A 22,546-nucleotide genomic window follows, 5' to 3' on the forward strand; every position below is an offset into this window, starting at 1 on the left:
GGGAGAGGGGGTGGGGTGAGGGTCCGGCGCGCAGCGACTCGCGATGTTTGGGTGCACGAGCTGCGCCCGTACCCTCATCCGCCCCTACGGGGCACCTTCTCCCGAGGGGAGAAGGAACAGCTAGCCCCTCTCCCATCGGGAGAGGGGTTGGGGTGAGGGTCCGGCGCGAAGCGACCCGCGATGTTTGGGTGCACAAGGCTGTGCCCGACAGCGCCGCCTGCCCGCATCCGGCACAATGCCCGGCACATGCCTGCCCCGTCCGCGCCCGATTTCCGGCTATATCCCTCCAACGCGCTGGATACCCTGGCCGCCCTGCTCGCCGAAGAACTGCGCCGGCCGCCGCCGGGGCAGCCCTTGCTGGCGCCGGAGGTGGTGCTGATCCCGCAGGTGGCGATGCGGCGCTGGCTGCAGTCGACCCTGGCCGCGGTGCACGGGGTGGCGGCGAACCTGGAATTCCTCACCCCAGGCGAGTTCGTCGCGCGCGCGCTGGAGCGCAATCTCGGTGCCGCGGCCGACGACCTGGACATGGCGACCATGCACTGGCGCCTGTACGCGGCACTGCAGGGCGACCTGGGCAGCGATGCGGCGCTGGCGCCGCTGGCCGGCTATCTGGCCGATGGCGATGCGCTCAAGCCGTGGAGCCTGGCCGGCGAGCTGAGCAACGTGTTCGAGAAGTACCAGGCCTGGCGTCGCGACTGGCTGCTGCGCTGGGAAGGCGGCGCCGACCCGGACGATCCGCAGGCGCGGCTGTGGCGGCGCATCGCCACGGGCCGCGCCTACCGCGCACGCCGCATCGGCCAGTACCTGGACCGCTACGCGCGCCCGGACGGGCCGTTACCGCAGGGCCTGCCGCGGCGCTTGTTCGCCTTCGCCGTGCTCAACATCTCTCCGGATGTGCTGCGCGTGCTGGCCACGCAGGCGCGCGCCGGCACGCTGCACTTTTACCTGCCGACGCCGGCGCAAGGCTACTGGGGCGATCTGCAGACGCTGTGGCAGCGCCGCCGCGAGGGTGGGGCGGTGGAGCTGTTCGCCGAGCAGGTGCAGGAGAACCCGCTGCTGCAGGCCTGGGGCGCTGCCGGGCGCGATTTCATGGCGCTGATCGGCGACTACGAGGTGGTGCATCCGCTGGCCGAGATCGCGGTCTATGCCGATCCGCTGGAGTCGGGCCGGCGCGCGCTGGCCGATGGCGGCCTCGGCGACAGCCTGCTGCGGCGCATGCAGAGCGATCTGTTCCATCGCCGCGCGCCGGCGCGGCCGGCGCCGCTGGCCGCGGTGGACCCGCACGATCCCAGCCTGCAGGTGCATGCCTGCCACACCCGCCTGCGCGAACTGCAGGTACTGCACGACCAACTGCGGGCGCTGCTGGACGACCCGCGCTTCGAACCGCCGTTGCAGCCGCGCGAGATCGCGGTGCTGTCGCCGGACATCGATCCCTACGTGCCGTATCTGGACGCGGTGTTCGGCGGCCACGCCGGCGACGACGCCTTGCCCTATGCGCTGGCCGACGCCAGCCCGCTGGCCAGCGAGCCGCTGGCCGAGGTGTTCCTCGCGCTGCTCGGCCTGCCGATCGCACGCTTCGGCCTGCACGAGATCCTGGACCTGCTCGCCAGCGCGCCGATCGCCGAGGCCGCCGGGCTGGACGAGGCCGGGCTGGAACGTCTGCGCGCCTGGCTGCACGCCGCCGGCGCGCGCTGGGGCCTGGACGCAGCGCACCGGCAGCGCCACCAGGCGCCGGCCGACGACGCCTACACCTGGCGCTTCGCCCTGGACCGGCTGCTGCTCGGCCACGCCAGCGGCGCCGAGGACGACATCGACGGCGTGGCGCCGTGGCCGCAGCTGGAAGGCAGCGCGCTGGCCGCGCTGGACACGCTGCTGCGCCTGCTGCGCGTGCTCGATCGCCACCAGGCCGCGCTGGCCGAGCCGATGCCGCCGGCGCAGTGGCGCGAAGTGCTGCTGGGCCTGCTCGAGGCGCTGCTGCCGCAGAGTCCGTCGGCACCGCGCCAGCAGCGCGCGCTGGAGCGGCTACGCGCGCTGATCGACCAGTTCGCGCGCGACGCTGCCCGCGCCGACTACACCGAGGCGGTACCGGCCGAGGTGGTGCGTGCGCACTTTGCTGCGGTGCTGGGCGAATCGGACACGCGCGCGCCGCTGCTCACCGGCGGCATCAGCTTCGGCCGCATGGTGCCGATGCGGCTGCTGCCGTTCCGGGTCATCTGCCTGCTGGGCATGAACGACGGCGATTTCCCGCGCCGCGATCCGGCCGCCGGGCTCAACCGCCTCACCGCCGAACTGGGCACCATGCGCCGCCGCCACGGCGACCGTTCGACGCGCGAGGACGATCGCTTCCTGTTCCTGCAGCTGTTCGCCTCGGCGCAGGAGGTGTTCTACCTGAGCTACCTGGGCGCCGACGCGCGCGACGGCAGCGTGCGCGAACCCTCGCCGCTGGTCGGCGAACTGCTGGCCTGCGCCGCCCAGTACCACGCCGACCTGGCTGCGGCCGCAGCGCTGGTGGTGCGGCATCCGCTGCAGCCGTTCGCCGCCGCCGCGTTCGGCGCCACCGGTGCCGAGGATGCCGACCCGCGCCGGTTCAGCTACCGCCGGCAATGGCGGCCGGCGGTGGACAGCCTGGTCGGCCAGCGCCAGCCGCTGGCGCCGTGGATCGACGCGCTGCCCGCCGCGGCCGACGACGCGCTGCCGGCGCAGCTGTCGATCGACGATCTGCGCCGGCTGCTGGTCGATCCGGCCGGGCAGTTCCTGCGCCAGCGCCTGGGCCTGCGCCTGCCCGATCCGGCGCAGGCCGACAGCGATCTGGAACCGCTGCTGGCGCCCAGCCGCGGGATCGACCAGTACGGGCTGCAGCAACAGGTGTTCGAGGCGGTGCTGCGCGAGGACACCGAGGCCCTGTACGAACGCCTGCGCGCCCGCGCGTTGCTGCCGTCCGGGCCGCTGGGCCGGCGCCAGCTCGACGAGCGCGTGCGCCAGTTGCGCCCGTACGCCGAGGCGTTCCGGCAGTGGCGTGGCGGCGACGCCGCGCCGCTGGCGCCGCGGCTGCAGGTGGACCTCGACGGCACTGCGCTGCATGGCCGCCTGCCGGGTTGGTACGCGCCCGGCGTGGCACGCGTGCAGGTGGGCGCCTTGAGCGGGCGCAGCGCGATCCGCCACGGCCTGGAATGGCTGCTGCTGCGCGCCGCCGGCGAACGCGCGCCCTACGTGCGTTTCTTCGACCACGACGACAGCCTCGGCCCGCATCCGATGGACCGCGAGCCGCTGCCCGCCGCGCAGGCGCAGCAGGCGCTGGGCGAACTGCTGCAGCTGTACCGGCATGGCCGGCAGGCGCCGTTGGCGTTCGCGCCGTACAGCAGTTGGAAGTACTACCAGGCCGCGCGCGCCGGCGATCTCGACAAGGCGATCAAGGAGGCTGCCGCGCAATGGCAGGCCAGCTTCGGCTGGAGCGAGGCGGACAGCCCGGAACTGCGCCTGGTCGGCCGCGGCCGCGACCCCTTCGCCGATGCGCAGCGCTTCGCCGACTTCGCCGCCACCAGCCAACGCGTGTTCGGCCTGCTCGAACAGGGCGACGCCGGCCCCGCACTCGATCCCGACCGACTGAGCGAGAGCTGGCAGCGCTGGCGCGGCACCCAGGAAGACGCCGAATGAACGCCGCACCCGACCGCGACCCCTACCTGCAGCTGCCGCTGCACGGCGTGCGCCTGATCGAGGCCAGCGCCGGCACCGGCAAGACCTTCACCCTGGCCACCTTGTTCACCCGCCTGGTGGTCGAACGCGGCTTGCGCCTGGGCCAACTCCTCGCCGTCACCTTCACCGAGGCCGCCACCCAGGAACTGCGCCGGCGCATCCGCGAGCGCCTGGCGTTGGCGGCCAGCCTGGTCCCCAACCCTGATCAGGACCTCGTAGGAGCGGCTTTAGCCGCGACCGACCTCGCGACCGACCCATCGCAGTCAACCCCGCAACAAGACCCACCCGACGTCGCCCTCACCCGCGCCATCCTCGCCGCGCACCTGGCCGCCAGCACCGAAACCCCAGCGGCCCTGCGCCGCCGCCTGCAGCAGGCCGCTGAGGACATCGACCTCGCCGCCATCTTCACCATCCACGGCTTCTGCGCGCGCGTGCTGCGCGAGCATGCGCTGGAAAGCGGCCAGGCCTTCGCCGCACCGCAACTGCTCACCGACGATCGCGAACTGCTGCGCGACGTCGCCGCCGACCTGTGGCGGCAACGCGCCGCCGATCCGGCGATGGCCGAGGACCTGGTGGCACTGTGGCCGGGCGGTCCGGACGGCATGGCGATCGATCTGCGCGAACTGGTGCGGCATCCGACGCTGTTGCCGGCCGCGCCGGTCTTTTCCGCCGAGGACGGCGCCGTGTTGCAGCAGGCCGCGCAGCGCGCCGGCGTGGCGCTGGCCGAGGCGTTCCGCACGCACGGCACCGCCTGTTTCGAGGCGATCGCCGCGGCGATGGATGCCGGCGTGCTGAGCAAGGTCAGCTACAAGCCCGACTGGCTGACCGCGCTGTGGCACTGGCTGGACGCCTTCGCCGCGGCACCGACCGCGGACGCGCCGCCGCATCCGAAGCTGGTCAAGCTCACCGCCGCCGAACTGGCCGCCGGCACCAACAAGAAGCACGCCGAGCGCACCCCGGCCTCGCCGCTGGGCCACGCCATCGACGGTTACCTGGCCGCATTGGCGCAACTGTCGCAGTGGCGCACGCAACGCCGCATCTGCCTGCTGCACGAGTTGCGCGCCGACGCGGGGGAGCGGCTGGCCTATCTCAAGCGGCAGCGCCGCGTGCAGACCTACGACGACCTGGTCGAGGGCGTGGCGCGCGCGCTGGAAGGCCCGCACGGCGCCGCCCTGGCGCAGCGGCTGCGCGCGCAGTACGCGGTCGCCCTGGTCGACGAATTCCAGGACACCGACGACCGCCAGTGGACGATCTTCCGCAAGGTGTTCGCCCCGGCGACGGCCGATGCCAACCTGGCGCAGGACGATGCGGCGATCGCGCCATCGCTGTCGGCGCCGGACGACACGCCGCCGCTGCTCGCCCTGATCGGCGATCCCAAGCAGGCTATCTACGGCTTCCGCGGCGGCGACGTGCGCACCTACCTGGCCGCTGCCGCGGACGCCGAACGCGCGCCGCCGCTGGCGCACAACTTCCGCTCGCGCCCCGCGCTGCTGGCGGCGATCGACGCGCTGTACGCGCAGGCCGGCTACGCCGATGCGTTCCTCACCGACGGCATCGCCTTCCACCCGGTGCAGCCGGGCAGCAAGCGCGTCGATGCCGACCTGCAACGCGGCGGCGTGCCGGCCCCGGCGCTGACCGTGTGGCGCGCACCGGAACCGCCGCCGCCACCGGCCACCGCCAAGGCACCGGGCAAGCCCAAGCCGTGGAGCGCCGGTCGCGCCCGCGAGTTGTGCACCGCCGCCTGCGTGGCGGCGATCCGCGGCTGGCTGGCCGATGCGCGCGACGGCCGCGCGAGCTTGCTCGGCCGCCCTGTGCAGGCCGGCGACATCGCCGTGCTGGTGCGCAGCCATGGCGAGGCCACGCGCATCCAGCAGGCGCTTGCCGCCGCCGGCATTCCCGCGGTCGCCGCCGGTCGCCGCAGCCTGTTCGCCACCGACGAGGCGCTGGAGCTGTTGGCCCTGCTGCAGGCGCTGCTCGATCCCGGCGACGACGGCCGTTTGCGCGCGGCACTGGCCACCGTGCTGATCGGCGAGGACGCCGCGGCCATCGCCGCACTCGACCACGACGGCGAGCGCCACCGCCGCTGGCAGCAACAGGCGCTGGACTGGCGCGAGCGCTGGCAGCGCGGCGGACCGCTAGCCCTGATCGGCGACCTCGGCGCCGCACACGGGCAGCGCCTGCTGGCATTGGTCGATGGCGAGCGCCGCCTCACCAACTACCTGCAACTGGCCGAACTGCTGCAGGAAGCCGACACCCGCGCGCTCGGCCCGCATGGCCTGGTCGACTGGCTGGCGCGGCGCATCGCCAATGCCGACGACAGCGACGAAGCGCAGCAACTGCGGCTGGAGTCGGACGCACGCCGCGTGCAGATCGTCACCCTGCACAAGAGCAAGGGCCTGGAGTATCCGCTGGTGTTCCTGCCGTACGCCGGCATCGGCCGCAGCGAGCGCAGCCCCGGGCGCCACTGCGTGGTGCCGGCGCCGCAGGGTGGGCGCCAGTTGCAGTGGAACACCAGCCGCAGCGGCGGCGAGTCCGACCCGGCCTGGGACACCGCTGAGGCCGCGTGGAAACAAGAGCAGCGCGCCGAGGACGCGCGCCTGCTCTACGTCGGCCTGACCCGCGCCGAACACGCACTGTGGACCGCCACCGGCGCCTTCCCGCAGCACGAGCGCACCGCGTTGGCACCGATGCTGCGCGATCTCGATGCCTTGCAGGCCGCCGCTGCTCCCGGCGCCATCGCCATCGACAGCACCCCGCCGCCGGCGCAGTTGCCGCGCCTGCCGCCCGAGCCGGCGCCGCCGGTGCCGCCGGCGCGCGTGCCGCAGCGGCGCGTGCTGCCGGAGTGGTGGGTGTACAGCTTCACCCAGCTCGCCAATGCCGATGCCGGCAGCGACCCGATGGCCAGCGCCACCGTGCCCAGCAGCGGCGGCAGCGACGAACCCGCCGCCAGCGAGCCGGTCAGCGCCGCGGTGGAAGTGGACATGGTCGACCGTCGCTTCGTCGGCAACCGCTTCGGCGTGGCCATGCACGACGTGTTCGAGCGCTGCGACTTCGCCGCCTGGCGCGACTGGCACCCGGGGCAGCCGGCGCCAGCGGGGCAGGCCACCGCCATCGTCGAAGCGCTGCAACGCGGCGGCTATGCCGAGGACGAACTGGAAGACGGCACCGCCATGCTCACCGCCCTGGTCGGCAACACCCTCACCGTGGCGTTACCCGAAGGTACCTGCCTGGCTGCGGTGCCGGAAGAGCAGCGGCGCAACGAAATGGAATTCCACTTCGCCATGCGCCCGACGCGCGTGGACGCATTGCTGGCGCTGCTGCACCGCTTCGGCGTGGCCGGCGAGCGCCAGGCGTTCGGCGCGCGGCAGCGCCTGGAGGGACTGATGACCGGCCTGATCGACCTCACCTACCAGCACGACGGCCGCTGGTACGTGCTCGACTACAAGTCCAACCGCCTGCCGGGCTACGACCCCGACGCCCTGGCGCGGGCGATGGCGCACAGCGAATACACCTTGCAGGCGCTGATCTACACCGTGGCGCTGCACCGCTGGCTGCGCTTCCGCCTGGGCGGTGCCTACGACTACGCCCGCGACTTCGGCGGCGTGCGCTACCTGTTCTGCCGCGGCCTGGACGCCGCCCGCGACCCGTCGCCGGGCGTGCACGCCTGGCGCTTCGACCCGGACCTGATCGAAGGCGTCGACGCCCTCTTCGCCGGCGCTCCGCTTGAGCCCCTCTCCCCCCGGCGACCGCAGGAAGTCCCCGTGGGAGAGAGGGGTTGGGGTGAGGGTACGTCCGCCCACGGAGCCCCCACCCCGTGAGCCAATCCAACCTCCTCGCCACCCTCTACCGCACCGGCACCTTGCGCACGCTGGACCACGCCTTCGCGCACAGCCTGAGCCGCCTCGACCCGAACACCCCCGACCTGGTCCTGGCCGGCGCCGCCCTGGCCTCGCTGGCAGTGGCCAGCGGCCACGCCGGCCTCGACCCGGCACGCGCCAGCCTCCTGCTCGACAGCCGCGACGGCGCTGCCCCCACGCTGCCCACCGCAGACGACTGGACCCGCGCCCTGGCCGCCTCGCGCTGGGTCGCACAACCTGCTGCCGAAGACCCGGCCAGCCCCGACTGCCCACTCGTACTCGAACACGGCCTGCTCTACCTGCGCCGCTACCGCGAATACGAACGACGCCTGGCCCTGGGCCTGCGCCGCCTCGCCGCACAGCCGCTGCCGCATAGCGACCTCGCCGCCCTCGCACCCCTGTTCGCCCAGCTCTTCCCTCTCCCCCCGGGAGAGGGTGCCCGCAGGGCGGGTGAGGGTACGACTGCTAACGATCCATCCGACCGCCAAGCCCAAGCCGCCGCCCTCGCCCTGCGCCGCGCCCTGCTGCTGGTCACCGGCGGCCCCGGCACCGGCAAGACCACCACCATCGCCCGCCTGCTGCTGCTGCGCCTCGCCCAGGCCCGCGCCGCCGGCCTGCCGCCGCCGCGCATCGCCCTGGCTGCGCCCACCGGCCGCGCCGCCGAGCGCATGGCCGAGAGCCTGCGCGCCGCGGTGGCGCGCGCACTCGCCGACGGCGTCGACCCGACCCTGGCCGAGGCCCTGCCGGCCGGCGCCAGCACCCTGCATCGCCTGCTCGGCGTCATTCCCGACCTGCCGCGCTTCCGACACGACGCCGACAACCCGCTGCCGTTCGACCTGATCGTGATCGACGAAGCGTCCATGGTCGACCTGCCGCTGATGTGCAAGCTGGTCGAAGCCGTGGCCGACGGCGCGCAACTGATCCTGCTCGGCGACGCCGACCAGTTGCCCTCGGTGGAAGCCGGCGACGTGCTTGCCGCGATCCTGCAGGCCGCCGGCCCCGGCGACGCGCTGCAGCCCGACGACGCCAAGGCGCTGCAGCCGCTGCTCGGCCACAGCGCGGTCGCGCACGACCATGGCGGCCTGGCCGGGCACCGCGTGCACCTGCTGCGCGGTTACCGCCAGGCCCAGGACTTCGCCCTGGCGCCGCTGGCCGACGCCGTGCGCAGCGGCGATGCCGACGGCGCCCTGCGCCTGCTGCGCGACGGCCAGCTCGCCGGCGTGCACTTCCATGACGGCGTCGACGACGCGCTCGCCGCCGGCGGCGACGCCCTGCTCGCGCACTGGCGCGCCCTCGGCGACACCGACGATCCGGCGCAAGCCCTGCGCGCCGCCGCGCGCCTGCGCCTGCTCACCGCCGTGCGCGCCGGTCCGCAGGGCGCGCGCGGACTCAACGCGCGCATCGAACAACTGCTGGCCGAGACCGCCAGCGGCGCGCGCCGCCTCGGCGCCGCCGCGCCCTGGTTCCACGGCCGCCTGCTGCTCATCACCGAGAACAGCTACCGCCACGGCCTGTTCAACGGCGACGTCGGCATCTGCCTGAAGGACGCACAGGGCACCCTGGTCGCCTGGTTCGACGGCGCCGGCGACGGCCAAGTCCGCGGCTTCCACCCGGCCGCACTGCCCGCGCACGAAAGCGCCTTCGCCATGACCGTGCACAAGGCCCAGGGCAGCGAATTCGAGGAAGTCTGGCTGCAGTTGCCGGCCCGCGACGCCCGCGTGCTCAGCCGCGAACTGGTCTACACCGGCATCACCCGCGCCCGCCGCGCGCTGCACATCGCCGCCAGCGAACCGGTGCTGCGCGCCGCGCTCGCCCGGCACGCGGCGCGGATCTCGGGGTTGGCGTGGCGGTTGGGTGGGGCGCAGCAGCCACAGTCGCAGCCGATGCGGCCTGCAGCCGATATCCTTCCCGCACCCTCCGGCACGCCGATCCAGGGCGCGCTGTTTTGACGAACCGCATCAGGAGCCGGCATGCGTAGCGACGACAAGGACGCCCCCACCTCGGAATTGATCCTGTATCGCAGCGAGGATGCGCAGACGCGGATCCAGGTGCGGCTGGAAGGCGAGTCGGTGTGGTTGACGCAGGCGCAGATCGCGGAGCTGTATCAGACGACCCCGCAGAACGTCACCCAGCACCTCAGAACGATCTACGAGGAGGGCGAACTGCGTGAAGAGGCAACATGTAAGGATTACTTACAAGTTCGCCAGGAGGGGACGCGTGAGGTACGCCGGAACCTCAGGCACTACAACCTCGACGCCATCCTCGCCGTCGGCTACCGGGTCCGCTCCGCGCGCGGCACCCAGTTCCGCCAGTGGGCGACGGCGCGGCTGTCCGAGTACCTGGTCAAGGGCTTCGCGCTGGACGACGAGCGGCTCAAGCGCGGGCCTGACGATGGCTATTTCGAAGAACTGCTGGGCCGCATCCGCGACATCCGCTCGTCGGAGAAGCTGTTCTGGCGCAAGGTGCTGGACATCTACGCCACCAGCGTGGATTACGACCCGTCGGCCGAGGCCAGCCAGCGTTTCTTCGCCACCGTGCAGAACAAGATGCACTGGGCAGCCCATGGCCACACCGCCGCCGAACTGCTCATGGAGCGCGCCGATGCCAGCAAGCCGCACAGCGGCATGACCAACTGGGTGGGCGCCGCGCCGCGCGCGTCCGATGCGGTCGTCGCCAAGAGCTACTTGAATGCGGAGGAACTGGAGGCACTGAACCGCATCGTCACCGCCTACCTGGAGTTCGCCGAGCTGCAGGCCATGAACCGCAGGCCGATGACCATGGACGCTTGGATCGCCAAGCTGGACGATTTCCTGCGCCTGAGCGACCGCGAGGTGTTGACGCATGCCGGCCGCATCGGCCGCGAACAGGCGCTGGAATTTTCCAAGGTCGAGTTCGCTCGTTACAGACAGCGCACGTTGGAAGAACCGTCGCCGGTAGAGCGCGATTTCGAAGAGGCAACGCGCAAGCTGAAAGCGCTCGAGAGCGATAAGCGCCGATCCACGCGGACCAAGGGTCCCACTGGCGAGTAAGCGAAGCGGCGTCCCGGGAACCGGCGAACTGCCGGGCCCGCAGCAACCTTCCGATGCGCGCAGGCCAGGCGAGCCCGGGGTCCGGGCTCGACGTCGCAGGACTACTTGGCCGGAACCCGCTGGTACTCGTCGCTGCCGGTGTTGAGGTGCCCATCGGCCTCGTCGATGGCGAAGTTCACCGTCTCGCCGTCGTTGGTCACCTGCAGCACGCCGTCCTTGTAGATGGCCGGGTAGCTCTCGGTCTTGGGCTTGCGGGTGAAGAAGCGCGGGGTGGTGTTGCGCACCATGAACGACTCCCCGTTGCGCTCGATGTCGATCGTGTCGTCCTTCGACTCCACGTTGACCCAGTGGCCGACGAACTTCTCGCCCTCCACCCGGGCGCAGCCGGTCACCAGCATCGCCGCGGCCAGCGCCGCCCCCATCCACTTCGTCATGTCCCCGCCTCCGGTGTTGGAATCGGGGCGAGGATGCGATGGGTTGGATGTATGGGAGGTCAAGAATGGGGAGGAGTTCCCCATCGTGCGCAGGCTCGCCCCAATCCGCCGCCGCGTCGCGTTATTGGCGTGCTTCCAACACTTGAGCAGAGGGGCCTTGCGCAACGCCGTAACGGATTGCGTCGTATGACGGGCGCCGTTATGGTCGCTGGATGAGGTCGCCATCGCCGACCCACCAATTCAGGCATCCTGTCATGGCCTCCTTGCCCAACATCCATCCTGGCGACGTGCTGCGCGACGAGTTCCTCGTCCCGCTGGGCATTAGTCAGAACGCACTTGCCCGCGTCACCGGCGTGCCGCCGCGCCGGATCAACGAAATCGTGCTGGGCAAGCGAGGCATCACCGCCGACACCGCCGTGCGCCTGGCTGCGGCGTTGGGCACGACCGAACGCTTTTGGCTGAGTCTGCAGGCGGACTACGAACTGGAAGAGGCGCGTCGCTTGCTTGGTGACTTTCCGGAGCGGATCAAGCGGCTGGTACCAACGGGTTTTTCCGTTACCAACGTGGAGTCTGTCACCCTGGCGCGCGCCAATCTCTCCGAACTGGCCGACCAGGCGAAGGCCGGCGCCGAGAAGATCATCACCAAGAACGGCGAGAGCTACGTCGCGCTGATCGACGCCGACCGGCTGGACTACTACCACCGGCTCGAGCGCGAGCGCATCCATCTGCTGTTGCTCGACGATGCGAAGCGCAGCTTGGCCGACGTCGCCGCCTGCCGCACGGTCGATGCCGATGGCGCAATCGATCAACTGCAGCAGCGGCGCGCGGCGATCAAGACACCCGATGGGGTTAGCCCAGGCAAGCGCGCGACCAAGAAGTTGGGTTGACCATTGCATCGCGTCGAACTGACGGAGAGCTTCATCGCGTGCCTCGACGCGATCGAAGCGTTTCTGCTGGACGCTGATGCTGCTGCGGCCTTCGATGACCTGCTCGCCGAATCGCGGGCGGCCGTGATCCCGAACCTGCGGCGTTTCCCGCGCATCGGCCGGCCCTACCTGGACACTCCGCCGCAATCAGCCGAGGCGCTGGCGCAACTGGCCGCATTGCCGGCGGGAGCGCCGGATGCGTTGAGCATCCACCAGCACGGCGACTACGTGATGCTGTACACGGTGACGGAGGCATCCACCACCGTGTATCTGCTCTCCATCCGCCACGACCGGCAGCTTTCGTTCGATTTCGCTGGGCTGTGGAGCCGAGGGTGAAGATGCAATTATTGAACTCCCACCCCGATTTCCGAACACGTCCTCAACCAGATAGTTGCCCCTTCAGAAAACGTGGGGATACCTCAGGCTCTGATCCCTGTTAAAATAAGTTAATTATTTTATCTCTCAGTTCATCAAATTCATTTGAGAAATGATGAGAAATTACGCTGCAAATTCTATCCATGCACTGATCCTTAGGCAATCCTACGTGCGTGGATATTTCATAAAATTCTTTATGCTTTCCAGCTTGTAGCGCATATTCCATGATTTCAGGTATTTCTCCCTCTTCAGTGTTCAGCGCGATGGCGACTGCGGCTGGAATATCTTTACACTTTTGAATCATCCATGACTCTGGCCATATAGCCCCGGGCAAGTAAGATATATGTTCGCCGAACCATTTAGAGATGGTCTGAATTTTAGTTTCAGCCATCTTGGCGGCGTGATTTAAATTGTCCTTCTCTTTCATGCGTTGATCGCCATCAAATATTGCAATTACCGGCGTGGCTTCCTTTCTTAGATATGATGCCGCGAGTTGGCGCGAAAGGGCTGAGGCGGAACCTATTACACAGATCTCAATTCGTGATCGTATGTTGGCAGGTAGGATTGCTTGTACTATTGATCGTGCAATTTCATCTTCCGCAAAAATGATGGCGCCAGGGGGCGTTTTGTTCCCCATTTTGGAGAACGCAAATTCGGCCGACATTCCTGACGTAACCTTGGTTTTTCCGGAGACTGATTCAACAAAAAATCGTGCGTCGTCCGGCAACGATTCAAATATCTCTTTGGAATGAGTTGTGCATAACACCTGTGTCTTTGTTTCTTTGCACACTTCTTTGAGCTTATTCATAAAAAGTTTTTGGGCACGAGCGTGTAGTCCAAGTTCTATTTCATCCATTACTAAAAGCGCGCCTTCTCCTGCCGAGTACATGTTTGAAAATATTTCGAAAAGCGCATTCTCACCAGCTCCCATGTTGAAGCCAGAATAAGTAACGCCGTTGCATTGAACAATTGGGAGGCTATATTTCGTATGTTCCAAATACCTGAACTGATCATAATTTTTTCCAAGGACATAGCCTACCGCATCTTTGACTTTAGATTCCCACCCTTTTTGAGGAACGTCTTTGAATGACCTTGAATATGATCTGGATTGACTGCGCTCGCTATGAGGGACTATTCTTTCAATTCCAAGAAAAACGACGTTTCTAAATACCCTGTCGGAATAATTATTCCATTTTCCACCTTTGGCTTTCCATCTTTTCTGCCAAGCTAAGCCTTTACCCTCTGGAAGATGAGGTGTGGGCTTCCACTTGTCATAAGCTATCTGATATCGGATGTCTACGCCTTGTGGAGCAATTTCATTTACATGTTGAACAAAAAAATCAGAAAAAGTGTAATAGGTTGTTTTCCGACGAGGCGGCTTAAAGCCTTTGCTGCGGTTATGATATGCGCAACACGCCATTGCTAGGATTGTTGACTTCCCTGCACCATTCACTCCGGCGATTGCTGTTATGGGGTAATCAAAGTTAAGGTCTAACGAGCTTATTCCGCGAAGTTTTCCTGCTTGCAGGTATATTTTTCGTAGAAGTGCCTTGCTGAGATCATTTGCAAACCATGACCTAAGTTCTTTGTCTGTTTGGCTTTCTCGATATTTCATTTATCACGCCATTGAAAATTATGTTTAAAAAGATTCGATAAAATTGTATTTTTGGAAGATTTCAAAAAGTAGATTTTACATTTAGCATGAAATCACTTTGCGAAAGTTTGTTGAATCCACTTTTGAATTCGCCCAAATTTTTGTTTTACAAAAGAGCGGTGGTCCAGTTTCATCTAAGCGGATCCTCTGCATTTTGGAAATTCATTACAATCAAGAAAGCCCTTGCCTGTACGCCTATTGATTCGACGTACCATTGCGCTTCCCCATCGGTGGCATATAGGCGCAGTTGGATTGGCGGTAACCCCCATCTTCACAAGATCGGGTTCTATCTGTGATTTGGCATAGCTTTGCGCAGCGCTAACGCGTTGCGTTGCCTGGATCATTCTCAGGAGATTCTCTGCGCCGATCAGTTCAAGAAGCTTTCCTTGTGCAAACTGGGTGGCATCTGATGTAAAGCTACCAACACAAACAATCTTCACCGCATCGGCCTGGTGATGTGCCAGCAATCCATACATCTCGCGCACGACGCAGACGCCGACCTGCTGCCGCTTCCATTGCTTGCATTGCACTATCGTGCGGCGGCCGTCCTTGCGCAGGATTAGGTCGATGCCGCCGTCGGCGCCGCCGAGGCCGGTTTCTTCTACCGCGTAGCCCTGGCGGTGGAAGGCTTCGCCGACCAGGCGTTCGAACTGGTGCCAGCCGCCGGCGGCCAGACTTTCCAGGGTCGTGCGGGTGTCCAGCAGGCGGCGGCGGTGCCGCGCCTTGAGGAATGAGGCGAGCGCTGCGATCCAGCAGAGCAGCAGCAGGATCCACGCCAGGGGCGCGAATGCGCCTTGCGCTTGCTGGGCGATGGCCTGCGACAGCGCGCCGTCGTGGCGGGAGAACCACCAGGGGATGCCGTCGCGCACGGCGAGGAAGCCGGCGATGCCGGCCATGATTCCCACTGGCCACGGCAGTGCCGCCAGCGCGTCGAATCCGGTTTTCCCCTGTCTGCGTCCCATGCGACCCCCGTCCCCGGATCGACCATAGACCTGTGTGCGGCAGATGTCTGTACTGTTAACTGTGTCGTCTACAAAACGAGACGCGATTTGCATTTAAGGCTGGGTGGCGGCGTCGCGATCGGTAGCCGGATCGCCTGTGCCGATCGGCGAAGCGACGTGTGCGGCAGTGTTCTCGGACGCGCCTGTCCGCCGCCCGTCGCCGCCTTCCGTGGCGCCGAGACGTCCATGTTAGTGTCGCGCTGCCGATGGTCCGGCGCAGCGTTGGGGCAGGGAATGAATAGCGAGCCGACGCGCCGCCAACTGGCGCCACCACGCACCACGCCGGTCGTGCGTTTGGCGTGGTGGCTGCTCTGGCTGGCCCTTGCCCTGAGCGCCACCGAGTTCGTGCATTCGGTCTATCTGAAGTACGCCTCGCTGCAGTCGCCGGCCTATGCGATGTTCCTGACCCGGCGCGGCTGGCTGTGGTGCCATTTCGGTGGCGGGGCGGTCGGTCTGTTGCTGGGGGCGCTGCAGTTCGCGACGCAGCGGTGGCGGCGCTGGCCGCGGTTGCATCGTTGGGTGGGGCGGGCGTATTTCGCGGGGATGGTGGTGGCGATGGTCGGGGCGGTCGGGCTGATCGCGACCTCGCCGGCGCCGTTTGCGATCCGGGTGGCGTTCGCGGCGACGGCGCTGGCGTGGCTGGTGACCGGGTCGGTCGGACTGATGGCGATCCGGCGCGGGCAGGTGCTGCGGCACCAGCGCTGGATGGTGCGGGCCTATCTGACGACGCTGGCGCCGGTGGTGTTCCGGGTGTCGTTGCCGTCGGCGATCGGTCTGGGCATGACGCCGTCGCCGGGCTTGATCGCGCTGTTGCTGTGGGCCAGTTGGGTGGTGCCGCTGTCGGTGTATGGCGTGGGCCGCGCGCTCGCCGATGCGCGGGGCCGACGAAAGCAGGTGTCGATGTCGCCGCGTGGTGCCGATCTGGGCGCGGGATGATGTCAGGCGTTCGGGAATGTGTGGCGGCGTGCGAATGCCGCTGCGGCATCGCCACGCTGCTCTGCCGTCAGCCCGCTACCTGAGCCCGTTGTCGGCAACGTCCGCTTGCCCACGGTCGCGTCGCTGCGTACAACGCGCGGTCGTCCTCGTCGCCGATCGGCGACGGCCTCGCACAGCAGGCCGTGTCCGCACCGCACGGAAAAACGCTGCCACGCCTGCGCCCAGGCGTGGCAGCCAGCGGGACGGACGATCGCAGGCGCCGGGGGAGGGAGTGCGCCTGCGTTGTCGTCCGCCGCGACCTCAGCGAAGTGTGTCGAACAGTTGCTGGCGTACGGCCACGGCGCAGGCGTCTTCGGTCGCCAGGTGCTCCAGCGCGCTGTTGTCGCTGGGCTTGCCGGTGCCCAGGTCGAGTACGGTCGCCTGGTGGCTGCCGCGGGCCTTGAACGCGGCGATGGCGGTGGTGGCGTTCTTCAGCGGCACGGTGGCGTCGTTGTCCGAGCCGCACAGCAGGGTCGGGGTGCGCGGCGCCCAGTCGAGCAGGTCGTTGCGCTCCAGGTCGCGCAGGAACGGGTCGTTGGCGTTGCTGGCGAAGTCCTTGTAGAAGCCCGGCTGGAAGTACTGGCGGATCTTGTCCACGCCCGGCAGGGTGTCGCCGAGCACCAGGTCGGTCAGGCTCTGGTTGCCGGGGAACAGCTTCTCCACCTTCTTCGCCCACGGATCCTGGAACACCTGCGACGGGTCGAGGTAGAGGTTCTTGTAGGTGTGCTGCATGCCGACGATGGCGTAGCTGGCCAGCACGATGCCGAAGGTGTTCTCGCCCACGGCGTTGCGGCCGCTCCAGCTGTCGCGGAACGTCTGGCTGAGCGCATACGGGCCGGAGATCGGTGCGCTGGCGACCAGGTTGAATTCGTTGGACAGGTGCGCTTCGATCTCGCGCTGGGTGGCCATGGCGGCATGCCCGCCCTGCGAGAAGCCGGTCAGCATGACCTTGCCCGACAGCGGGGTGTTGAGGCGCTGCAGCACCTGGCGCGCGGCGCGCATCGCATCGATGGTGGCACTGGCCTCGGACGCGGCGTGCAGGTAGGGGTGGAACGCGTAGGTGGACTGGCCGATGCCGAGGTAGTCGCTGCTCACCACCACGTAGCCCTGGGTGGCGAGGTGGGTGACCATGGTGTCGTCGCCCTTGTCGTCGCGGATCTCCTTGGCCTGCTCGGCGCGGCGTTGCGACTCGGTGCCCTGGCTGTAGCTCACCAGCGGGAACGGACCGGGGCACTGGCTGCCGCCCGGCACCAGCAGCGCGGCCGACGCCGTGGTGGGTTCGCCATCGACGCCGATGGTGGCGTAGGTGAACTCGGCCACGCGTACGTCGCACTTGGCCTGGTCAGGGGATTGGTCGTTGGCCAGCAGCGTGGCGATCGCCTGACGGGTGTAGCTGGTCAGGACACTGCTCTTGAGCACGGTGCCACGCGCCGGTGCCGCCGTGGCGGCGATGGGCAACAACGCGCCCGCGATGCCGATGAGGGAAAGTGCGCGCAGCGCCAGCCGATTCCGCTGTGTGGCCATGGAAACATCCTCGTGTCGAATCCCGGTCGCCCGGGGGGTGGGGGAGGGCGCAAACGCTACTATGTCGTCCGCATTATTTTTGCGACACGCCGAGATAATATTTAGCTGCGGTATTGATTCGCATCGCGCCTGACGGAATTTCACGACACATCGCGTTGGATAATGCCGAGATCCGTCGATGCTGCGGCGTGCGCTGCGCCACAGTGGCGCCGAGGAAAGGATGAAAGATCCGCATGGTTTCGCGCGAATCCAGCCGAACTCCGCTGTTTCGGCTGGCTGCGTGCACGTCACAGGAATTTGTCTACGTTTCTGAAGCGGACTTTTCAGAAGTCAATAATCTTGATTTCAAGATAATCGGAGGTTGGCGATAGATAATCGCGCCAGATGATCCGGATATTGTCCGCCGCCACGAAACGCGTGGGCGGCGCAAGGACAGGAGCAGGACATCATCGACGTCGTGCGCGTCACGGCGTGTCTTGTCTGTCGCCGTGCGCGGTCGCGATGGAATTCGCACTGCGGCATAAAAAAGCCGGCGGACCTTGCGGGCCGCCGGCTGCGATCGACGTTGCTGGCCCGCGCGCGAGCCAGCGGAACGGGGTCAGCGCACCTGGTACAGCACGGTGGCGCCGGGCTTGGGTTCGAACGCGGGCACCGTTTGCTGCTTCAGCGCGGTGCCCTTGGCATCCCACACCAGGGTGTCGGACGGATACTCGTCCTTGCGGGTCATCGCATCGATCTGCTTGACGATCACGCTCGCGCCGGCGGGAACCTCGGGGTTCCAGGCGAACACGCCGAGCCTGCCGTAGAACACGGCCGGGGCGGTGGCGTCCAGGCGACGGTCGGGGCACATCACCAGGCCGCGATCGAGCATCACCCGCAGCGCGCCCACCGGCACGGCCTTCACCGCCGGCGATGTGCGGTCGGTGCTATGGCCCGGGCAGACGTTGGCCGAGCGGGTCAGCATGTCCTCGACCACCTGCCGGTCGGACTGGGCCAGCGCGGGCAGCGCGACGGCGGCGAGGGCGAGCGTTGCGAGAGGGAATTTCCAGGGCATGTCGAGACTCCTTCAATGGAGGAAAGACGCCGGGTTTTGCGGGACCTGCAAATCGGGGGGCAGGCGGCCGCGGCGGCGCGGGCCGACTCTAGCAACGGTGCCGGCGGCGAATGCAAAGCGGGCGTGAGGGCGCTGGCTGGGCAGCCGCTTCGGGCGTCGGGCGCTGCGCCGCGTTCGCTCCGCGTTGCCGCAGGGTCGCGGATGGAACCGCTCCGACGGTAGCGGCGCCGCTCGCTGTGTTGTCCAGCATGCCGCCAGCGCGGAAAGCGGGCAATCGCGTGGCAAGGGATTCAGTCCGATCGCAATGGAACCCCGCATGTGCCGATGGCTTCACTCGTCGCGGCTGAAGCCGCTCCCACAGGTGCGGCGCCCGCCTCGCTGGAGGATCACGGTGGGAGGGACTTCAGTCCCCACGCATTGCGCCATCCGACAGCACACCACTCCACGCGTCGCGGCTGCATGACAGTTGACTCCCACAGGTGCGGCGCCCGCCTCGTCGGAGGATTACGGTGGGAGGGACTTCAGTCCCGACCGCAGGGATGTCGGATCGGCCGACGGCTTCGCTCGTCGCGGCTGAAGCCATTCCGCAGGGATGAAGCCTGCGTCTCCAACGAATGCTGACCACCGCGCTGAAGGCTCGCCGCTCCTTGTGGGAGGGACTTCAGTCCCGACTGCAGCGAGGGTGGACGCACCGATCGCCCGCTCACAGCAACTCAGCGATACGGCCCCGGCCCGCGCCAGACCAGTTCGCCCTGGTGGTAGACCTGCAGCATGGTGATGACCTGGCGGGCGTCGCCGATGCTCTTCAGCTCCGGCGAGTCCGGCGGCAGGGCGCGGCACTTGCCGGAGCCGCGGGTCAGGGCGATTTCCAGCGGGCAGACCATGCGGTACTCGGTGCCGGGCAGCAGGATGAACATCTCTTTCATGCCCTGCTGCTGCCAGGTGCGCAGCTGGCTCTCGCTGCCCAGGTCGTAATAGACCAGGTAGCCGCCGACTTCGAGGCTGGGCTGGGCCGCGTCCATGTCGTGGCGGTTGCCGCGGCTGCCGGGGCCGGCGGCCAGGCCGCTGTTGTCCGGCGCGGTGTCGGTGTCGAGCGCGCCGGGCGGGCGCCCGGTCCAGGTCTGCGGACGGCGCTCGGTCGGCGGCGGCGGATTGCTGTCGGCGGTCTGCGCCGGACTCGGCGCCGGGGCGTCCGCGGGCGGGGTGGGCGCCGGCGGTGCCGGACGCGGTTGCGGCACCGGGGCGGGCGTGGGCGTGTCCGCCGCTTTCGGGGTGTCGACGCGATCGGGCGGCGGCACCGGGTCGTCGGACTGGGCGACCAGGGTGGATTGCACGGTGGTGGTGGCGCGCGTGCGCTTGGGCGCGGCGGACGCCGGCGGCGGGCTGGGCTTGGGCGGCAGCGGCTTCGCCGGCTTGTCGCTGTCGCCGAGGAAGTCCACGCGGATCCGGCTGCCGCCGGCCGCGCCCTGCGGCGTGGACATGGTGGGCTTGGCCGCGTACAGCAGGGCGAGCGCCATCAGCACGTGCAGCAGCGCGCTGAGCAGCCAGGCGATCCAGCGCTGCCAGCGTTCGCTGCGGGTCTCGGCGGCGACGGGCGCGCGGTGCGACGCGCGGCTCATGCCGTCGCGGCGGCGTCGGGGAGGCCAGCCTTCATGCGGTTCCGGGGAGGGGGCGAACGTGGGAGGCCGCCATCGTACCGCTTGCGCCGGCAACGGCCATGGCAGCCGATGCGATGGCCGGCACCGGCCGACACCTGGCGTTCACGCGCTGGGTTGCCGGCCGACCACCGTCGCCGGCCGGCGGGACGAACCGAAGCGGCACGGCCGCCGCCGTGCGCGTGGATCAGACGTAGGCGCCGACCTTGAACACTTCCACCGCCTGGGTGAGCTGCGCCGACTGCTCCTCCAGCGAGCGCGCGGCGGTGCTGGCTTCTTCCACCAGCGCCACGTTCTGCTGGGTGGTCTCGTCCATGCGCGCGATGGTCTGGTTGACCTGGGCGATGCCGTTGGCCTGCTCGTGCGAGGCGGCGGAGATCTGGCCCATCAGGTCGGTGACGTGCTGCACGCTGGCTACGACCTGGTCCATGGTGGCGCCGGCCTGGTGCACCAGCGTGGCGCCGTGGGCGACGCGCTGTACCGAGTCGTCGATCAGGGTCTTGATCTCCTTGGCGGCGCCGGCCGAACGATGCGCGAGCGTGCCGACCTCCGCGGCCACCACCGCGAAGCCCTTGCCCTGTTCGCCGGCGCGTGCGGCTTCCACCGCGGCGTTGAGGGCGAGGATGTTGGTCTGGAAGGCGATGCCGTCGATCACCGCGATGATGTCGGCGATGCGCCTGGAGGCCGCCTGGATGCCGTCCATGGTCGCCACCACCTGGCCCACCACGTCGCGGCCTTCGCTGGCCACGCCGGCCGCGCCCAGCGCCAGCTGGTTGGCGCGCTGGGCGTGCTCGGCGTTCTGCTTCACCGTGGAGGTCAGTTCCTCCATCGAGGCGGCGGTCTCTTCCAGGCTGGCCGCCTGCTGCTCGCTGCGCTTGGCCAGTTCCTGGTTGCCGCTGGCGATGTCCTCGGCGGCGAAGCCGATGCTGTTGGTGGTGCGCTGGATGTGCGCGACGATGTCGGTGAGGCGGTGCACGGTGCTGTTGGCGTCGTCGCGCATGGCGGCGAACACGCCGTGGAAGTTGCCGCTCATGCGCACGGTGAGGTCGCCGTCGGCGATGCAGCGCAGCAGCGCGGAGAGCTTGGCCAGGTTGGCGTCGGCGGTGGCCATCATGGTGTCGAGGTTCTCGACCATGGTGCGGAAGGCGTGCTCGAACTTCTCCGGCTGGCCGCGGTGGGCGAAGTTGCCGGCGCAGGCGGCTTCGGCCAGGGTCTGGATCTGCACGTTGATCGCGTGCAGGTTCTGCTTGACCTGCTGCATCGCCGCGGTGATCGCGGCCTTCTCGCCGGGGTAGTGGGCGATGTCCTGGCTAAGGTCGCCGATGGCGTAGCGGCCCATCACCTCGGTGATGCGCAGCTGGGTCTGCACGTGCGCATCCACCAGGGCATTGGTGTCGGCGACCATGCGCCCGTACTCGCCGGGAAAGCGCTGCGCATCCATGCGATAGCTGATGGCGCCGGCGTCGTGGCGCGCGGCCATCTCGCGCTGCGCGGAAATCACCTCGTGCAGGCGCCGCTGCATCTGCTGCATGGCGCGCAGCAACTGCCCGGCCTCGTCGCGGGTGGTGACGGTGTCCGGGCTGCTCAGGTCGCCGGCGCCGATGCGCTCGGCCAGGCCCAGCGCCTGCCGCAGCGGCCGCACCACGCGGCGGGTCAGCAGCAGGGCGATCAGCGTGCCCAGCAGCAGCGCCAGCACGGTGCAGCCGACCATCAGCAGGGCGAAGCCGCGCGCAGTGGCCATCGCTTCCTTGGCGGCCTGGCGGTTCTTGGCTTCCTGCAGGTCGATGAAGGCGTTGATGCTGGCCAGCCAGTCGACGAAGGCCGGGCGCGCTTGCTGCAGCAGCAGCGCCTGCGCCTGCACGGTGTCGCCGGCATCGCGCAGCTGCCGCACCTGCGCGATCAGCGGCATGGTGCGCGCTTCGATGCCCTGGATGCGCTGCAGGATGGTTTTCTCCTGGGCGTCGCTGGAGACGGCGAGCAAGGCATCGAGCGGCTGCGCGGCGCGCGCGTAGTCGCCGGCCAGCTTGTCGATGGTCTGCTCGGTCGCCTTGCGGCTGGCCGCATCGTCCAGCAGCACCACGTCGCGCAGGGCGATGGCGCGGTCGTGCACGCTGCCGCGGAAGTTGATCGCGTAGCGCTGCTTGACGCTGTTGACCTCGTTGATCGCGGTCAGCCGCCGGTCGATGCTGTGCACGCGCTGGATGCCGACCACGGTGAGCAGGACCATCAGCACGATGAGGGTAAGGAAGCCGAGTGCGAGGCGCTGGCCGATGCGCAGATTCGAGAGGACGTGCATGGGATCGGGGGACTGAGGGAAGGAAAGAGGGATCGACGGTGGGTGACGGCGGACGGGCAGGCAGGTTGCCTGC

14 protein-coding genes and 1 pseudogene are annotated in these 22,546 nt (G+C 68.2%); 8 read left to right on the plus strand and 7 right to left on the minus strand.

The genetic code is table 11. The annotated features are described in order from the left end of the window. Window positions 1-246 precede the first annotated feature (246 nt). Genes recC through SLW55_RS18510 form a run of 4 tightly spaced genes read left to right on the plus strand, consistent with a single transcriptional unit; the run spans window position 247 to window position 10,579 of the window. The gene (gene recC, locus SLW55_RS18495) at window positions 247-3,654 is read left to right on the plus strand and encodes an exodeoxyribonuclease V subunit gamma (protein ID WP_320745526.1); all 3,408 of its coding nucleotides are present in this window, start codon (window positions 247-249) and stop codon (window positions 3,652-3,654) included. Next, window positions 3,651-7,511 carry an exodeoxyribonuclease V subunit beta gene (gene recB, locus SLW55_RS18500; RefSeq protein ID WP_320745527.1) on the plus strand — a complete coding sequence of 1,287 codons (3,861 nt, stop codon included), beginning with the start codon at window positions 3,651-3,653 and terminating at the stop codon, window positions 7,509-7,511. Before recC ends, recB begins: the two co-directional genes overlap by 4 nt. Further along, complete coding sequence (gene recD, locus SLW55_RS18505; protein ID WP_320745528.1) at window positions 7,508-9,499, plus strand: exodeoxyribonuclease V subunit alpha; 1,992 nt, start codon at window positions 7,508-7,510, stop codon at window positions 9,497-9,499. Before recB ends, recD begins: the two co-directional genes overlap by 4 nt. A gap of 21 nt (window positions 9,500-9,520) precedes the next feature. After that, window positions 9,521-10,579 (plus strand): virulence RhuM family protein, encoded by a 1,059-nt coding sequence (locus tag SLW55_RS18510; RefSeq protein WP_320745529.1) that lies wholly within the window; start codon window positions 9,521-9,523, stop codon window positions 10,577-10,579. A 101-nt stretch (window positions 10,580-10,680) separates the two neighbouring features. Here SLW55_RS18510 and SLW55_RS18515 read toward each other — a convergent pair whose 3' ends face one another. Beyond that, window positions 10,681-11,013, minus strand: a complete 333-nt coding sequence (locus SLW55_RS18515) for a hypothetical protein (protein WP_010341478.1) — start codon at window positions 11,011-11,013, stop codon at window positions 10,681-10,683. A gap of 254 nt (window positions 11,014-11,267) precedes the next feature. Between SLW55_RS18515 and SLW55_RS18520 the strand changes: the two are divergent. The 3 genes and pseudogenes from SLW55_RS18520 to SLW55_RS18530 form a co-directional block, all read left to right on the plus strand. Then, a pseudogene (locus tag SLW55_RS18520) lies at window positions 11,268-11,549 on the plus strand (HigA family addiction module antitoxin); the annotation flags it as partial. A gap of 27 nt (window positions 11,550-11,576) precedes the next feature. After that, window positions 11,577-11,900, plus strand: a complete 324-nt coding sequence (locus SLW55_RS18525; RefSeq protein WP_295911712.1) for a type II toxin-antitoxin system Phd/YefM family antitoxin — start codon at window positions 11,577-11,579, stop codon at window positions 11,898-11,900. A gap of 3 nt (window positions 11,901-11,903) precedes the next feature. Then, window positions 11,904-12,275, plus strand: a complete 372-nt coding sequence (locus tag SLW55_RS18530; protein ID WP_295911598.1) for a type II toxin-antitoxin system RelE/ParE family toxin — start codon at window positions 11,904-11,906, stop codon at window positions 12,273-12,275. A 100-nt stretch (window positions 12,276-12,375) separates the two neighbouring features. On the opposite strand, the gene SLW55_RS18535 is transcribed toward SLW55_RS18530, so the two are convergent. After that, window positions 12,376-13,929 carry an AAA family ATPase gene (locus SLW55_RS18535; RefSeq protein ID WP_295911596.1) on the minus strand — a complete coding sequence of 518 codons (1,554 nt, stop codon included), beginning with the start codon at window positions 13,927-13,929 and terminating at the stop codon, window positions 12,376-12,378. A gap of 173 nt (window positions 13,930-14,102) precedes the next feature. Next, the gene (locus SLW55_RS18540; protein WP_320745530.1) at window positions 14,103-14,930 is read right to left on the minus strand and encodes a restriction endonuclease; all 828 of its coding nucleotides are present in this window, start codon (window positions 14,928-14,930) and stop codon (window positions 14,103-14,105) included. Between the two features lie 273 nt (window positions 14,931-15,203). Here SLW55_RS18540 and SLW55_RS18545 point away from each other — a divergent pair, with 273 nt between their 5' ends. Beyond that, window positions 15,204-15,905: a DUF2306 domain-containing protein gene (locus SLW55_RS18545; protein WP_320745531.1), complete on the plus strand. Its 702-nt coding sequence runs from the start codon at window positions 15,204-15,206 to the stop codon at window positions 15,903-15,905. Window positions 15,906-16,205: 300 nt separating this feature from the next. Here SLW55_RS18545 and SLW55_RS18550 read toward each other — a convergent pair whose 3' ends face one another. From SLW55_RS18550 to SLW55_RS18565, 4 genes are all read right to left on the minus strand, one after another. Continuing rightward, on the minus strand, window positions 16,206-17,468 hold the full coding sequence (locus SLW55_RS18550; protein WP_320695369.1) for a lipase family protein: 1,263 nt from the start codon (window positions 17,466-17,468) through the stop codon (window positions 16,206-16,208). A 598-nt stretch (window positions 17,469-18,066) separates the two neighbouring features. Then, window positions 18,067-18,522 (minus strand): hypothetical protein, encoded by a 456-nt coding sequence (locus SLW55_RS18555; RefSeq protein ID WP_267096322.1) that lies wholly within the window; start codon window positions 18,520-18,522, stop codon window positions 18,067-18,069. Window positions 18,523-19,235: 713 nt separating this feature from the next. Continuing rightward, entirely contained in the window at window positions 19,236-20,141 is a 906-nt protein-coding gene (locus SLW55_RS18560) for a hypothetical protein (RefSeq protein WP_043094003.1), read from the minus strand. A gap of 223 nt (window positions 20,142-20,364) precedes the next feature. Continuing rightward, a complete protein-coding gene (locus SLW55_RS18565) occupies window positions 20,365-22,473 on the minus strand; it encodes a methyl-accepting chemotaxis protein (RefSeq protein WP_320745532.1) in 2,109 nt (702 codons plus the stop codon). Between the last annotated feature and the right edge of the window lie 73 nt (window positions 22,474-22,546).

The organism is Xanthomonas sp. LF06-19, from assembly GCF_034105425.1.
Lineage (GTDB): Bacteria > Pseudomonadota > Gammaproteobacteria > Xanthomonadales > Xanthomonadaceae > Xanthomonas_A > Xanthomonas_A sontii.

Coding starts and splice junctions, on each gene's coding strand:
- recC (WP_320745526.1), top strand. CDS start 247: ATGCCTGCCCCGTCCGCGCCCGATTTCCGGCTATATCCCTCCAACGCG.
- recB (WP_320745527.1), top strand. CDS start 3,651: ATGAACGCCGCACCCGACCGCGACCCCTACCTGCAGCTGCCGCTGCAC.
- SLW55_RS18510 (WP_320745529.1), top strand. CDS start 9,521: ATGCGTAGCGACGACAAGGACGCCCCCACCTCGGAATTGATCCTGTAT.
- SLW55_RS18515 (WP_010341478.1), bottom strand. CDS start 11,013: ATGACGAAGTGGATGGGGGCGGCGCTGGCCGCGGCGATGCTGGTGACC.
- SLW55_RS18535 (WP_295911596.1), bottom strand. CDS start 13,929: ATGAAATATCGAGAAAGCCAAACAGACAAAGAACTTAGGTCATGGTTT.
- SLW55_RS18540 (WP_320745530.1), bottom strand. CDS start 14,930: ATGGGACGCAGACAGGGGAAAACCGGATTCGACGCGCTGGCGGCACTG.
- SLW55_RS18545 (WP_320745531.1), top strand. CDS start 15,204: ATGAATAGCGAGCCGACGCGCCGCCAACTGGCGCCACCACGCACCACG.
- SLW55_RS18550 (WP_320695369.1), bottom strand. CDS start 17,468: ATGGCCACACAGCGGAATCGGCTGGCGCTGCGCGCACTTTCCCTCATC.
- SLW55_RS18555 (WP_267096322.1), bottom strand. CDS start 18,522: ATGCCCTGGAAATTCCCTCTCGCAACGCTCGCCCTCGCCGCCGTCGCG.
- SLW55_RS18560 (WP_043094003.1), bottom strand. CDS start 20,141: ATGAGCCGCGCGTCGCACCGCGCGCCCGTCGCCGCCGAGACCCGCAGC.
- SLW55_RS18565 (WP_320745532.1), bottom strand. CDS start 22,473: ATGCACGTCCTCTCGAATCTGCGCATCGGCCAGCGCCTCGCACTCGGC.